Genomic DNA, 13,574 nt, shown 5'->3' with positions numbered 1-13,574 from the left:
GTCGTAAGTACGTACTGCTCTTGCTATGAAGTTGCTGCTAGCTCGCCAGTCGGCGGCCGGCGTCCTCGATGCGGTCCGCGAGGGAGCCGTTGATGACCTCGTCACCGACCTGCACCCGGATTCCGCCGACGACCTCGGGGTCCACGTCCAGGTTGAGGTGCATCTGGCGGCCGTAGAGCTTCGCGAGGGCGGCGCCCAGGCGCTGCCTCTGCGGGTCGCTCAGCGGCACCGCCGAGGTGACGATGGCCACCATGCGGTCCCGGCGCTCGGCGGCGAGCTTGGACAGGGACTCCAGTCCCGACTCCAGGCTACGTCCACGCGGCGCGGTCACAAGACGCGTCACCAGACGCTCGGTGGTCGCCTTGGCCCGGCCGCCGAGCAGGGTGCGCAGCAGCTCGCCCTTGGCCGACGCCGTTGCGGCGCGGTTGGTCAGCGCGGCGCGCAGCTCGGTGCTCGAGAAGACGATCCGGCCGAACCGGAACAGCTCGTCCTCGACGTCGTCGAGCTTGCCCGTGCGCTGCGCCGCGGTGAGGTCGGCGGTGTTCGCCAGCTCCTCCAGCGCGTCCACCAGGTCGCGGGACTGCGACCAGCGGGAACGCACCATGCCGGCCAGCAGATCGGTGGCCTCGCCGCCGACCTGGCCGCCGAGCAGGCGCTGGGCCAGCTCGGCCTTGGCCTCACCGGCCTGCGCCGGGTCGGTGAGGACCCGACGCAGCGACACCTCGCGGTCGAGCAGCGCGGTGACGGCGGCCAGCTCGTCGGCGAGCTTGGCCGCGTCGACGGACGTGTTGTCCGTCAGCGCGTCGAGACGCTCACGTGCGGCTGCCAGGGCCTCGCGGCTCGCTCCGTTCATCGCGCTGCCTCGGCCTTCTCCTCAAGGTCCTCGAGGAAGCGGTCGATGACACGGCTCTGCCGGGCGTGGTCCTCCAGGGACTCGCCGACGAGCTTGCCGGCCAGTTCGGTGGCGAGCTTGCCGACGTCCTGGCGCAGCGCGGACGCGGCGGCCTTGCGGTCGGCCTCGATCTGGGCGTGACCGGCGGCGACGATCTCCTCGCGCTGCCGCTGGCCTTCCGCGCGCATCTCGGCGATGAGCGTGGCGCCCTGCTCCTGCGCCTCCTGGCGCAGACGCGCGGCCTCGTGCCGGGCCTCGGCGAGCTGAGCCTTGTACTGCTCGAGCACGCTCTGGGCCTCGGTCTGGGCGGCCTCGGCCTTCTCGATACCGCCCTCGATGGCCTCGCGGCGCTCTTCCAGAACCTTGTTGATGTTCGGGAGGAGCTTCTTGGCGAGGAAGCCGAAGACGATGACGAAGGCGAGCAGGCCGATGACAAGCTCAGGGATCGGCGGGACGAGAGGGTTCTCCCCCTCGCTCGCCGCGATGAGCAGCTGGCTCATGTGAGTGCCTTTCGTCTAGTCGGCTGGACTGGTTTCGCTGATCAGTAGCCGTAGACGAACGGCATGACCAGACCGATCAGGGCGAGCGCCTCACAGAAGGCGAAGCCGAGGATCTGGTTGGCGCGGATCAGGCCGGCCGCCTCGGGCTGGCGGGCGAGAGCCTGGGTGCCGTTACCGAAGATGATGCCGACGCCGACGCCCGGGCCGATCGCGGCGAGGCCGTAACCGATGGAGCCGAGGGAGCCTTCGACAGCAGCAAGGGTCGCAGACATGCCAGTTCTTCCTTTTCTTTACGGACCGGTGGGGGTTGGCCACCGGACGATCTGTGGAGTGTGGAGGGCGGTGGCTCAGTGGTGCTCGGCGAGAGCGCCCTGAATGTACGTGCAGGTCAGCAGGACGAACACGTACGCCTGCAGGGCCTGGATGAACAGCTCGAAGGCGGTCATCACGATGACCATCACGAACGAGACACCGGCGTAGGCGATGCCGAAGCCGTTCAGCATGTACCAGCTGGCGATCGTGAACAGCAGCAGCAGGGTGTGACCCGCGAACATGTTCGCGAAGAGTCGCACGGCGTGCGTGAAGGGCCGGATCAGCAGGTTCGAGAAGAGCTCGATCAGCATGGCCAGCGGAAGCACCGCGCCGAGCGACTTGTCGTAGCCGGTGACGTTCTTCCAGAAGCCGACGAAGCCGTGCCGCTTGAACGTCAGGGACACCCACAGGATGTAGACGATCAGCGCCAGGACCAGCGGGTACGAGATGATCGAGGTGACCGGGAACTGGGCGATCGGGATGATCGACCAGAGGTTCAGCATCCAGACGAAGAAGAAGAGCGAGACGACGAGCGGTACGTACTTCTCGCCTTCCTTCTTGCCGATGGTCTCGTAGACGACACCGCGCCGGATGAAGTCGTAGCCCGCCTCGGCGACCATCTGGAGCTTGCCCGGGACCACCTGCGGCCTGCGGAAGGCGGCCCAGAAGAAGCCCACGATGATGATCGAGCCGAGCAGCGCCAGCAGCATCGTCTTGTTGAAGTACACGTTGCTGTCGCCGTCACCCCACAGGGGCTGGAACATGAACGAGTGCAGGCCCGGGGACACATCGGCGAAGCCACACCCGTCGAAGAGGTGGCAGTTGGTGTCGAAGGCGAGCACCTGCGTCGGGTCAGCACTCACCGCGGGCTCCTTCAGCGTGGCGCATAGGTACGGCAACCTCGTTGTGTCGGCGCGGCGCGCAGCCGCGGTTCGGCACGGGACTGGTGTTACGGATGTGGGGGCGGCTGGGGGGCATCTCGCCTCGCGATTGAGCAGGCGTCAGCTCAGATGCCCGCGCCCGCGATGCCGCAGTTGGCACCGGACGATAGCAGGACTTCTCGAGCGCCCTTATCCCGCCCCTACCTCTCACGACGAGTGCCCCGTCTTTTCGGGCTTGTCACCCTTCGAGGGAGTGCCCGAATCGGGTTCAACGTAGAGGATCTTGGCCTTCATGTGGGCGCGCGTCTGCATGGCGATCCACACGAGCGTGCCGACGAGCAACGTGACCGCGAAGGCTCGCGGGTTGAACAGCGTCGTGTTCTTGAACGCGGCCATGAAGATGAACAGCAGCAGGATCTGTGCCGCGTACAACATCAGACCCATCGCCTGGAACAGGTGCGGAAGCGATTTGGCAGTGCGCTGCAGAACGTAGAGGCCGATTCCCATGAAGAGGATCACGACCACCGTCGCGACGACGGCCCCGATCGCTCCCTTGCCGCCGGCGACCACACCACTGACGACGGCTGCGACAGCGCCGACGGCGGCTGTGGGCACAGCGGCCTGGAGCAGGATCCGGGCGTCATTGGACGGCATGGCGGCAACTCCGCTTTCACGGTGGGGGCAGGGTGTCGTCATGGACGAGCGTAGTCCCGGGTGGAGAGAGAACCTCACGCCGGTGGACCGTCGCACTGCGGCCCTTCGGCTCTATCCGGGGGTTCTCGTGAACCGTATCACAAACTATTTGATGAGGTCTTTACCTGGAGCGTGTGCCCGGTGTCACACATGAGAGTGACACTGCGCGTCTGTGCAGAATCGGCGCCCACTTGTCTGGTATTGGGGCGCTTCGTTCCCCCATGGTTTGGCAATGCTCTAGTCAGATTCTTACCTTGGCCGCGCTCTTACCCAGGCGCTTGACCGTCAGCGGGACGTCCCGGCTTTCCGTCGGTCCAGGAAGCGCGAACGGCCGCCGATGGCGGTCGCCCCGTTGACCCCCGCGACTCCGGCGGCGACCGGAGTGCGCGGCTCCTCCTCGGGCCGGGCGTCGGCCGGGGCCCCGGCGGCAGCGGTCTGCGGCGTGGTGGCCGCGGGTTCGGCGACAGCGCCGCGGCGGCGGTAGCGCGGCGGCACGAAGGCCTCGGCCCAGCGGGGGGCGCGCGGCGTGAAGCGCGGGAGCAGCAGCAGGGCCAGGCCGATGGCGCTGAGGAACACCACGCTCAGGACGATCCACATGGACGCCGAGTTCACGGAGTAGGCGAGCGCGCCGAAGGCGATCAGCGCCGACCAGAAGTACATGATCAACACCGCGCGGCTGTGTGAGTGGCCGATCTCCAGCAGACGGTGGTGCAGATGTCCGCGGTCGGCGGCGAACGGCGACTGGCCGCGCCAGGTACGGCGGACGATCGCCAGCACCAGGTCGGCGGCCGGGATCGCGATGATCGTCAGGGGCAGCAACAGCGGGATGTAGACGGGCACCGTCTGGTGCACGGCCTCCTTCTCGGAGCCGGCGAACAGCTTCAGCGCGTCCGGGTCGACCTGACCGGTGATGGAGATGGCGCCCGCGGCGAGGACCAGGCCGATCAGCATCGAGCCGGAGTCGCCCATGAAGATCCGCGCCGGGTGCATGTTGTGCGGCAGGAAACCCAGGCACATGCCCATCAGGATCGCCGCGAACAGGGTGGCCGGGGCGGCCGCCTCGATGCCGTACGACACCCAGACGCGGTAGGCGTAGAGGAAGAACGCGGCCGACGCGATGCACACCATGCCCGCCGCGAGGCCGTCCAGGCCGTCGACGAAGTTGACCGCGTTGATGGTGATGACGACCAGGGCGACCGTCAGCAGGGTGCCCTGCCACTGGGTGAGGGCGACCGAGCCGAAGCCCGGGATGGGCAGCCACAGGATCGTCAGACCCTGCATGACCATGACGCCGGCGGCGATCATCTGGCCGCCCAGCTTGATCAGGGCGTCGATCTCGAACTTGTCGTCCAGGACGCCGATCAGCCAGATGAGCGCCGCTCCGGAGAGCAGCGCCCGCGGTTCGTTGGACTTCTCGAAGACCGCGCTGAGGTTGGTGAGGTGGTCGGCGACCAGCAGCCCCGCGCACAGGCCGAAGAACATGGCGATACCGCCGAGTCGCGGAGTAGGCTCCCGGTGCACGTCACGTGCCCGGATCTCCGGCATCGCTCCGGCCACGATCGCGAACTTACGTACCGGCCCTGTCAGCAGATACGTCACCGCGGCCGTGATGCAGAGCGTCAGCAGGTATTCACGCACGGGCTTCCCCACAGGTCTCGCTGGCCATCTCAGCCCCACACCCTAGCGACGGACACATACGCGACGCATATGTGTGGGGACTTTCGGGTAGCGACGATGGTTGCACGCGTGGCTGTGTCGCAGGTGCGTCTACCCCGCCTCAGCCGGGATACGGCGGAAATCTACCGGCCAGCTCCCGCACTTCTTCACGGGCCTTCGGGCTCTCGGTCTCCCCTCTCAGCACCCCCGCCAGCAACGCGGCGAGCCACGCCATCTCCTCCTCCCCCATGCCCTGGGTGGTCACGGCGGCCGTGCCGAGACGCAGGCCACGGGCGTCGCCGTGGGGCAGCGCGCAGCAGTCCAGCACCATGCCGGCCGCGGCGAGCCGGCCGCGTGCGTCCCGGCCGTCGACGCCGAGCGGTGCCGGGTCGGCGGTGATGAGGTGGGTGTCGGTCCCGCCCGTGGTGACGACGAGCCCCTCCGCGGCCAGGCCGGCCGCCAGGATCCGCGCGTTGGCGACCACCTGATGGGCGTACGCGGCGAAGGCCGGTGTTGCCGCCTCGCCGAACGCGACGGCCTTGGCGGCGATGGTGTGCATCTGGGCGCCACCCTGGGTGAAGGGGAAGACGGCGCGGTCGATCCGCTCGGCGAGGTCCGGGCCGCACAGGATCATGCCGCCGCGCGGCCCCCGCAGCACCTTGTGCGTAGTGGCGCACACCACATCGGCGTACGGCACCGGATTCGGCGCCGCTCCCCCGGCGACGAGCCCCATCGGGTGGGCGGCGTCGGCGATGAGATACGCGCCCATCTCGTCGGCGATGTCCCGGAAGAAGGCGTAGTCGATGTGGCGCGGATAGGCGATGGACCCGCACACGATCGCCTTGGGCCGATGGTTGCGGGCGAGCGTCCGCACCTGGTCGTAGTCGATGAGCCCGGTCTCCGCGTCGACCCCGTACCCCACGAAGTCGAACCAGCGCCCGGAGAAGTTGGCGGGCGAACCGTGCGTCAGGTGTCCTCCGTACGGCAGCCCCAGGGCCAGCACGGTGTCGCCGGGCCGCAGCAGGGCGGCGTACGCGGCGAGGACGGCCGACGACCCGGAGTGCGACTGCACATTGGCGTGCTCGGCCCCGAAGAGCGCCTTGGCCCGCTCCACGGCCAGCCGCTCGGCGACGTCGACCATCTCGCAGCCACCGTGGTACCGGGCGCCCGGGTACCCCTCCGCGTACTTGTTGGCGAGCGGCGACCCGAGCGCCGCCAGCACGGCGGGCGAGGTGAAGTTCTCGGCGGCGATGAGCTGAAGCGTCGTCGACTGCCGATCGAGCTCCCCGAGCAGGATGTCGGCGAGCTGAGGGTCCTGACGGCGCAGGACATCGGCCTCGAGGGTATGGGTGACCGACATGATGGGCTCCGGGCGTGCGTCGACGATGACGTACGTCCAATGTAGGCCGCGGACGTCAGACCCGCCCGGCGTTGCCCCCACCCGGCCGCCCGGCCGCATCCCAGGTCACGCCCGCGCGGGAACCCCCGTCAACGCCGTCACCACCGGATCCAGCGCCTCATGTATCTCGTCCCCCACCGACCGGAAAAACGTCAACGGCGCCCCGTACGGGTCATACACCTCGTCCGCCTCCGCCGTCGGCGCCAGCAGCCACCCGCGTAGAGCCGCCGCCGCACGCACCAGGGCACGCGCGCGGAAGACCACGCCTTCCTCCAGGGGCGGGAGCGTCGCGGGGTCTATGGCCTTCACCAGGCGGGTGAACTCCTTGAGGGTGAAGGTGCGCAGGCCCGCGGAATGGCCCATGGAGATGACCTGGGCGCGGTGGTCGCGGGTGGCGGTCAGGACCAGGTCGGCCCGGATGACGTGTTCGTCGAGGAGTTCGCGGCCGACGAAGTCGGTGGCGTCCGCGCCGAAGTCGGCGAGGACCGTCTCCGCGTTGGATTCCATGGGCGCGCCCTCGTGGCCCCAGGTACCCGCGCTCTCCACGATCAGCCCGCCGCCGAGCACACCGAGGCGCTGCGCCACGAAATGACGCGTCAGCCGCTCGGTGATCGGCGAGCGGCACACGTTGCCGGTGCTGACGTGGAGGATGCGGAAGCTGTCGCGCGGGAGTCCCACGAAGGTCGTCGTGATCTCCGCCGCGCGTTCCCCGTTGCCTATGCCACGCCCCGCTTCAGGGGCTGTCAATTGGCCACCTCGAGGTCGGGTACGACCTTCCGCAGCTCGTCCGCGGAGATCGCGCCCGCACGCAGGAGGAGGGGCACTTCGCGCGTCACGTCGACGATCGAGGACGGGATGTTGCCAGGGGTCGGGCCGCCGTCCAGGTACACGGAGACCGAGTCGCCGAGCATCTCCTGCGCGGCGTCGCAGTCCTCGGGGGCGGGGTGGCCCGTCAGGTTCGCCGACGACACGGCCATCGGGCCGACCTCCGTCAGCAGCTCGATGGCGACGGGGTGCAGCGGCATCCGCACCGCGACCGTGCCCCGGGTGTCCCCCAGGTCCCACTGCAGCGACGGCTGGTGCTTGGCGACCAGCGTCAGGGCGCCCGGCCAGAACGCGTCGACCAGCTCCCAGGCCAGCTCGGAGAAGTCGGTGACGAGACCATGGAGCGTGTTCGGGGAGCCGATCAGCACAGGGGTGGGCATGTTGCGGCCCCGCCCCTTGGCCTCCAGCAGATCGCCGACGGCCTCCTTGGTGAACGCGTCCGCGCCGATGCCGTACACCGTGTCGGTCGGGAGGACCACGAGCTCGCCACGGCGGACGGCGGACGCTGCCTCACGCAGACCCGTCGTGCGGTCGGTCGCGTCGTTGGTGTCGTATCGCCGTGCCATATCTAGCGGGCCTCCTCGTACACGAAGTACACGTACTGCGGGGAAAGATTCCGGGGGGCGGTCACGGCAGCGCCTTGCGGGCGGTCGCGAACCTCGGGCGGTTGTTGAGGTCGGGATGGTCGGCCGCGTCGGCCCAGCCCCGTTCCTCGGTGAAGATCCACGGCACCTGGCCGCCCTGGGTGTCGGCGTGCTCGATGACGACGACACCGCCGGGCCGGAGGAGCCGGTGTGCGGTGCGCTCCAGGCCTCGGATGAGATCGAGGCCGTCCTCGCCCGAGAACAGGGCGAGTTCGGGATCGTAGTCCCGCGCTTCGGGAGCGACGTACTCCCATTCGGTGAGCGGGATGTAGGGCGGGTTGGAGATGACCAGGTCGACCTGGCCGTCGAGGTCGGGGAAGGCGTTCAGGGCGTTGCCCTGCCGCAGGTCGACCCGGGACCCCTCCACGTTCTTGCGCGTCCACCGCAGGGCGTCCTCGGACAGCTCCACCGCGTGCACGCGGGAGCGCGGGACCTCCTGGGCGAGAGCGAGCGCGATGGCGCCGGAGCCGGTGCACAGGTCCACGATGCAGGGCTCGACGACGTCCATCGCGCGCACGGCGTCTATGGCCCAGCCGACCACCGACTCCGTCTCGGGGCGGGGCACGAACACCCCGGGCCCGACTTGGAGTTCGAGATAGCGGAAGTAGGCCCGTCCGGTGATGTGCTGGAGCGGCTCGCGCTGCTCACGCCGGGCGATGACCTCCCAGTAGCGGGCGTCGAAGTCCGAGTCCTTCACGGAGTGCAGCTCGCCCCGCTTCACGCCGTGCACGAACGCGGCGAGCTCCTCCGCGTCGTTGCGCGGCGAGGGCACGCCGGCGTCGGCCAGCCGCTGGGTGGCCTGGGCCACCTCCGCGAGCAGCACGCTGCGGGGGCTCGGGGTTCGCCCCCCGATGAATTGCTGCACGCAAGTCCTCCGTGTCGTACTCGTACGTGCGTACGTCCCTGACGTCCTTACGCGGCCGCCAGCTTGGCCGCCGAGTCCGCGTCGACGCACGCCTGGATCACCGCGTCGAGGTCACCGTCCAGGACCTGGTCCAGGTTGTAGGCCTTGAAGCCGACGCGGTGGTCCGAGATGCGATTCTCCGGGAAGTTGTAGGTGCGGATCTTCTCGGAGCGGTCGACGGTGCGGACCTGGCTGCGGCGGGCGTCGGCCGCTTCCTTCTCGGCCTCCTCCTGCGCCGCTGCGAGCAGCCTGGAGCGCAGGATACGCAGTGCCTGCTCCTTGTTCTGCAGCTGGCTCTTCTCGTTCTGGCAGGAAGCGACGACTCCGGTCGGAATGTGCGTGATGCGCACGGCGGAGTCGGTGGTGTTGACGGACTGGCCACCCGGGCCCGACGACCGGTACACGTCGATACGGAGGTCGTTCGGGTTGACCTCGACGTCGATCTCCTCGGCCTCCGGCGTGACCAGCACACCGGCGGCGGAGGTGTGGATGCGGCCCTGGGACTCGGTCGCCGGCACGCGCTGCACGCGGTGCACACCGCCCTCGTACTTCAGCCGCGCCCACACGCCCTGGCCGGGCTCGGTGGCGCCCTGGCCGCCCTTGGTCTTCACGGCGACCTGGACGTCCTTGTAGCCGCCCAGCTCGGACTCGGTGGAGTCGATGATCTCGGTCTTCCAGCCGACGCGCTCGGCGTAGCGCAGGTACATGCGCAGCAGGTCGCCGGCGAACAGCGCCGACTCGTCACCGCCGGCGCCGGCCTTGATCTCGAGGATGACGTCCTTGTCGTCGCTGGGGTCGCGGGGGACGAGCAGAAGCCGCAGCTTCTCCGTCAGCTCCTCGCGCGTCCGCTCCAGCTCCTTGACCTCGGCCGCGAAGTCCGGGTCGGCGGCGGCGAATTCCTTCGCCGTCTCGATGTCGTCGCCGGTCTGCTTCCAGGAGCGGTACGTGGCGACGATCGGGGTGAGCTCGGCGTAGCGCTTGTTCAGCTTGCGTGCGTTGGCCTGGTCGGCGAAGACCGACGGATCGGCGAGCTTCTTCTCCAGGTCGGCGTGCTCACCGACGAGTTCCTCGACGGCCTCGAACATCTCTGGCTCCTGTACTGCGGACGAAAGGGGGAAGGCGGGCGACCAAAAACGCCGGTCCCGGTGCGCCCTGGAAGGGGGCGCGACCGTGGACCGGCGAAATGGGGCTCGCTACTTCTTGGAGCCGGCAGCCTTGCCGAAGCGGGCCTCGAAGCGGGCCACACGGCCACCGGTGTCGAGGATCTTCTGCTTGCCCGTGTAGAACGGGTGGCACTCGGAGCAGACCTCGGCACGGATGGTGCCGCTGGAGATCGTGCTACGGGTGGTGAACGACGCGCCACAGGTGCAGCTGACCTGCGTCTCGACGTACTCGGGGTGGATGTCGCGCTTCAAGGTGTCTCCTAGTTTCGGGAGGGCGCCGGGTCGCCGCCGCGGGGATGCGGGAGCGTGAACCGGAGCCGACGTACCAGTCTGCCAGGACTGGGGCCATCCCCCAAAACCGGGGGTACCCGTGATCTATTCCCTGAAGCTCACGAAGCGCTCACCACGCCCTTGGCGTCGCCACTTGCCGTGCCCTCGGTGGCCGACTTCGGGATCGGCTCGTCGTTCTTCAGGGCCGTCCACACCTGCTTGGCCTTCGCCTCGGCCACGATCACGCGGTTCGGGTCCGCCGGGTCGTACCGGACCGGCATCGTGACCATGTTCATGTTCTTGGAGCTGATGCCCTTGAGGCCGTCCGCGAAGGACATGAGCTTGTTGACCGAGCCCAGGTCGGAGTCGGTGGTCACCGTCTTGGTGGCGGTGCCGGCCAGGTCGTAGAGCCTCTTGGGGTTGCCGAAGAGGTCGATGTCCTTGATCTGGTTGATCAGTGCCTTGATGAAGGCCTGCTGGAGCTGGATGCGGCCGAGGTCGGATCCGTCGCCCACGCCGTGCCGGGTACGGACCAGGCCCAGGGCCTGCTTGCCGGTGAGCTGGTGGGGGCCGGCCTTGAGCTTGAGGTGGCTGTCGGGGTCGTTGATGTCCTTGGTGGTGGTGACCTCGACGCCGCCGAGTTCGTCGATGAGCTTCTGGAAGCCGGAGAAGTCGACCTCCAGATAGTGGTCCATGCGGATGCCGGAGATGGACTCGACGGTCTTCACCGCGCAGGCCGCGCCGCCCGTGGAGTACGACTCGTTGAACATCACGCCGGACGCCGCGTCGTGCGTGTCGCCGTTGGTGTCGGTGCACCGGGGGCGGTCGACGAGGGTGTCCCGCGGGATGGAGACCACGCTGGCCTTCTTGTGGCCCTCGTACACGTGCACGATCATCGCCGTGTCCGAGCGGGCGCTGCCGTCGTCGGTGCCGCCGCCGAGGTCCTTGTTGCTGCCGGAGCGGGTGTCCGAGCCGAGGACGAGGATGTTCTCGGAGCCGTTGTCGACCTTCTCCGGCCGTTCGGTGCCGAGTGCCTGGTCGATGTCGACGCTCTTGAGGTTGCCGTTGAGCTTGAAGTACAGGTACCCGGCTCCGGTGCCGCCCAGGACCACGATCCCGGCGGCCGTCCAGGCCATGATCAGCAGGCCCTTGCGCTTGTCGCGCGGCTTGCGACGGCGGCCCTTGGCTCGGTGGCGTGTACCTGCGGTGCCGGTCTCGCCCGGTATGCCGGGCTCCGGCCTGCTCTCGGCGGACACTGTGCTCCTCGGTTCTCGTTCGGTCGGTTACCCCCTGCTTTCAGGGTCAGGCGTGGCCCTTTGGCCCGTACCACACCATCGTCACCCCGTCCGGTCAGACGGGGAAACTCGGAGAAGGGTTGCACAACGGACCGTGCCCACCGCCGGGGAGCGGTGGGCACGGTCCGTGCTCGGTGATACCGGGCGGACCCGTCTCACCTGCGGTTTCAGCCGAAGATGTCGTACTGCTTGAAATCGGTGCCGACGGACTTCGGTGTGCTGAAGATCTCGCTCGTGGCCTTTCCGGTACCCGGGTACAGGTAGAGCGTGCCGGCGGAGTTGCGGGCCAGGAAGTCGGCCTTGCCGTCGCCGGTGACATCACCGACGGCGTCGAAGCCGTTGTAGGTCGCCCAGGTGCGCACCTTGACCCGGGTGGCGAAGGCGCCGGTACCGGACTTGCCGGTGCCCTTGAACAGGTAGATGTAGCCGCCCGTGCTGCTGCGCGCGATCAGGTCGGTCCTGCCGTCGCCGGTGAAGTCGCCGTGGCCGCGCAGGGAGTTGTACTGGTTCCAGCCGGAGCCGACCTTCACGCGGGTGCCGAAGGTGCCGTTGCCCTTGCCCGGGTAGATCCACAGGTAGCCGCCGGAGTCGACCGAGAGCAGGTCGGGCAGGTAGTCGCCGGTCACGTCGCCCGGGACGACGATGCGGGTGCGGGTCTTCCAGTTGTCGGCGATCTGCTTGGTGGCCCAGCTGCCGCTCGACGGCACGTAGTGCGACCAGAACAGGTCGCCGTCGGAGCTGCGCCGGTAGATCAGGTCCTGGTAGCCGTCCCGGTCGAGGTCGGTCTGCAGGACGAGGTTGACGCCGTTCCAGTCGCCCCAGGACTCGCGCGCGGCGAAGGAGGTGCCGTTGGAGTCCTTCGAGTACCCGGCCTTCGTGGAGGCGTTGCGCAGCCACAGGTCGGCCCGGTGGTCCCCGCTGATGTTGGTGTCGTCGACCCGGGGGTAGACGACGCCGACGTAGGAGGTGACCTTGGCGAAGACGCTGTACGCACCCTCGGCGACGCAGTCCTGGACACCCCAGGAGACGACACCGGCGATCCGGCCGTTCACGACGAGCGGCCCACCGGAGTCACCGTTGCAGGCGGAGGTCGTACCGCTGTCGCTGCCGCTGGCCGGCGTGCCCGCGCAGACCATGTGGCCCTTGATGAACTCGCTGCCGTAGTAGCCCGTGCAGGTGCTGTCGGACTGCATCGGCAGCGTGGCCGTCTTCAGCGTCTCGGAGATGTCCTGGCTGGTGGAGCTGGTGCGGCCCCAGCCGTAGACCTTGGCGCTCGTGCCCGCGGCGTACGAGGCGGTGTCACCGGACGTCGTCATGCGGATCGGCGTCGCCTTGACCGGGTTGGCCAGCGTGATGACGGCGATGTCGTTGTCGATCGTCGTCGCGTTGTACGACGGGTGGTTCCACTGCCGGTACGGCAGGCTGACGGTGCCGCCGTGCAGGTCGCTGTTCCCGGCGTCGTCGGTGGTCGGCAGCTGGGCGGTACCGGTGACGACGGCGCCGTAGTTGTACCAGTCGTAGCCCTTGACGCAGTGCGCGGCGGTGAGGATCTTCGTCGGCGCGACGACGGCGCCACCGCAGAAGAACCCGAGGTCGTCGGCCTCGTCGGCGGTGCCCTGGTCGTCGTAGTACCAGAGCTGCGCCATCCAGGGCGCCGAGCTGATGCTGGTCGTCGTGCCGCCGATGACCATGGGACTCACGGTGGAGTCGTCGGAGGCGGCGGTGGAGGAGGAGCCGCTGGTGCTCGCGCTGTACGACGACTTCTTCGCCGTCTCCCCCGCGGTGTCGTCACCGGCGACGGCACCCGCGACCCGCCGCTCCAGCTCGGCGAGCGAGGCCGTACTGGTCGCGGGCTTCACGGTGGGCGTGGGCAGCGCGGTCGCGGCCCCCGCGGACGAGGTCAGCAGCGCGGCGGCGACGGCCGCGGCGACACCGGCGGCGGCCACGGGCAGCCCGAAACGTATCCGACGTCTGTGACGACCGCTGCCGGACAGGGTGGTGGTCAAGAAGGTCCCCCCAGAGACACAAGAGTAGGAAGGGGCGCACGCATACGCCCGTCCCTATCAGCGCCAAAAGGCCGCCCCCCGTCACTGTGTGACGAGGGGCGGCCTCAACGCCCTCCAGGGGCGCGGGGCTGTAT

Annotated in this window: 14 protein-coding genes; all 14 read right to left on the bottom strand. The window is 68.8% G+C overall.

Going from position 1 to position 13,574, the window contains the following annotated elements; translation table 11 throughout:
* Positions 1-37: 37 nt before the first annotated feature.
* A complete protein-coding gene (locus ABIE67_RS31550; protein ID WP_370264774.1) occupies positions 38-853 on the bottom strand; it encodes a F0F1 ATP synthase subunit delta in 816 nt (271 codons plus the stop codon).
* Positions 850-1,392 (bottom strand): F0F1 ATP synthase subunit B, encoded by a 543-nt coding sequence (locus ABIE67_RS31545; RefSeq protein WP_370264773.1) that lies wholly within the window; start codon positions 1,390-1,392, stop codon positions 850-852. Before ABIE67_RS31545 ends, ABIE67_RS31550 begins: the two co-directional genes overlap by 4 nt.
* Positions 1,393-1,433: 41 nt before the next feature.
* Complete coding sequence (atpE, locus tag ABIE67_RS31540) at positions 1,434-1,664, bottom strand: ATP synthase F0 subunit C (protein WP_006130155.1); 231 nt, start codon at positions 1,662-1,664, stop codon at positions 1,434-1,436.
* Positions 1,665-1,739: 75 nt separating this feature from the next.
* Positions 1,740-2,567 (bottom strand): F0F1 ATP synthase subunit A, encoded by an 828-nt coding sequence (gene atpB, locus ABIE67_RS31535; protein WP_062717686.1) that lies wholly within the window; start codon positions 2,565-2,567, stop codon positions 1,740-1,742.
* 225 nt (positions 2,568-2,792) lie between these two features.
* Positions 2,793-3,239: a hypothetical protein gene (locus ABIE67_RS31530; protein ID WP_062717687.1), complete on the bottom strand. Its 447-nt coding sequence runs from the start codon at positions 3,237-3,239 to the stop codon at positions 2,793-2,795.
* Positions 3,240-3,563: 324 nt separating this feature from the next.
* The gene (locus tag ABIE67_RS31525; RefSeq protein WP_370264771.1) at positions 3,564-4,916 is read right to left on the bottom strand and encodes an MraY family glycosyltransferase; all 1,353 of its coding nucleotides are present in this window, start codon (positions 4,914-4,916) and stop codon (positions 3,564-3,566) included.
* Between the two features lie 139 nt (positions 4,917-5,055).
* Entirely contained in the window at positions 5,056-6,294 is a 1,239-nt protein-coding gene (gene glyA, locus ABIE67_RS31520) for a serine hydroxymethyltransferase (protein WP_370264770.1), read from the bottom strand.
* A 105-nt stretch (positions 6,295-6,399) separates the two neighbouring features.
* A complete protein-coding gene (locus ABIE67_RS31515; RefSeq protein WP_370264769.1) occupies positions 6,400-7,080 on the bottom strand; it encodes a protein-tyrosine-phosphatase in 681 nt (226 codons plus the stop codon).
* Complete coding sequence (locus tag ABIE67_RS31510) at positions 7,077-7,724, bottom strand: L-threonylcarbamoyladenylate synthase (RefSeq protein WP_370264768.1); 648 nt, start codon at positions 7,722-7,724, stop codon at positions 7,077-7,079. Before ABIE67_RS31510 ends, ABIE67_RS31515 begins: the two co-directional genes overlap by 4 nt.
* A 61-nt stretch (positions 7,725-7,785) precedes the next feature.
* Positions 7,786-8,625 (bottom strand): peptide chain release factor N(5)-glutamine methyltransferase, encoded by an 840-nt coding sequence (gene prmC, locus ABIE67_RS31505; RefSeq protein WP_370269129.1) that lies wholly within the window; start codon positions 8,623-8,625, stop codon positions 7,786-7,788.
* A gap of 89 nt (positions 8,626-8,714) precedes the next feature.
* Entirely contained in the window at positions 8,715-9,791 is a 1,077-nt protein-coding gene (gene prfA / locus ABIE67_RS31500) for a peptide chain release factor 1 (RefSeq protein ID WP_370264767.1), read from the bottom strand.
* 108 nt (positions 9,792-9,899) lie between these two features.
* A complete protein-coding gene (rpmE, locus tag ABIE67_RS31495; protein WP_093720256.1) occupies positions 9,900-10,121 on the bottom strand; it encodes a 50S ribosomal protein L31 in 222 nt (73 codons plus the stop codon).
* 137 nt (positions 10,122-10,258) lie between these two features.
* The gene (locus ABIE67_RS31490; RefSeq protein ID WP_370264765.1) at positions 10,259-11,395 is read right to left on the bottom strand and encodes an LCP family protein; all 1,137 of its coding nucleotides are present in this window, start codon (positions 11,393-11,395) and stop codon (positions 10,259-10,261) included.
* Between the two features lie 206 nt (positions 11,396-11,601).
* Entirely contained in the window at positions 11,602-13,440 is a 1,839-nt protein-coding gene (locus ABIE67_RS31485; RefSeq protein ID WP_370264764.1) for a trypsin-like serine protease, read from the bottom strand.
* Positions 13,441-13,574 lie beyond the last annotated feature (134 nt).

It is taken from the genome of Streptomyces sp. V4I8 (assembly GCF_041261225.1).
Lineage (GTDB): Bacteria > Actinomycetota > Actinomycetes > Streptomycetales > Streptomycetaceae > Streptomyces.
Note: the sequence above shows the minus strand (reverse complement) of the source record. Positions and strands in the feature narration are given on the sequence as shown.

Bases quoted from the DNA above. Each gene is read 5' to 3' on its own strand.
- ABIE67_RS31550 (WP_370264774.1), bottom strand. From the start codon at position 853: ATGAACGGAGCGAGCCGCGAGGCCCTGGCAGCCGCACGTGAGCGTCTC.
- ABIE67_RS31545 (WP_370264773.1), bottom strand. From the start codon at position 1,392: ATGAGCCAGCTGCTCATCGCGGCGAGCGAGGGGGAGAACCCTCTCGTC.
- atpE (WP_006130155.1), bottom strand. From the start codon at position 1,664: ATGTCTGCGACCCTTGCTGCTGTCGAAGGCTCCCTCGGCTCCATCGGT.
- ABIE67_RS31530 (WP_062717687.1), bottom strand. From the start codon at position 3,239: ATGCCGTCCAATGACGCCCGGATCCTGCTCCAGGCCGCTGTGCCCACA.
- glyA (WP_370264770.1), bottom strand. From the start codon at position 6,294: ATGTCGGTCACCCATACCCTCGAGGCCGATGTCCTGCGCCGTCAGGAC.
- ABIE67_RS31510 (WP_370264768.1), bottom strand. From the start codon at position 7,724: ATGGCACGGCGATACGACACCAACGACGCGACCGACCGCACGACGGGT.
- prfA (WP_370264767.1), bottom strand. From the start codon at position 9,791: ATGTTCGAGGCCGTCGAGGAACTCGTCGGTGAGCACGCCGACCTGGAG.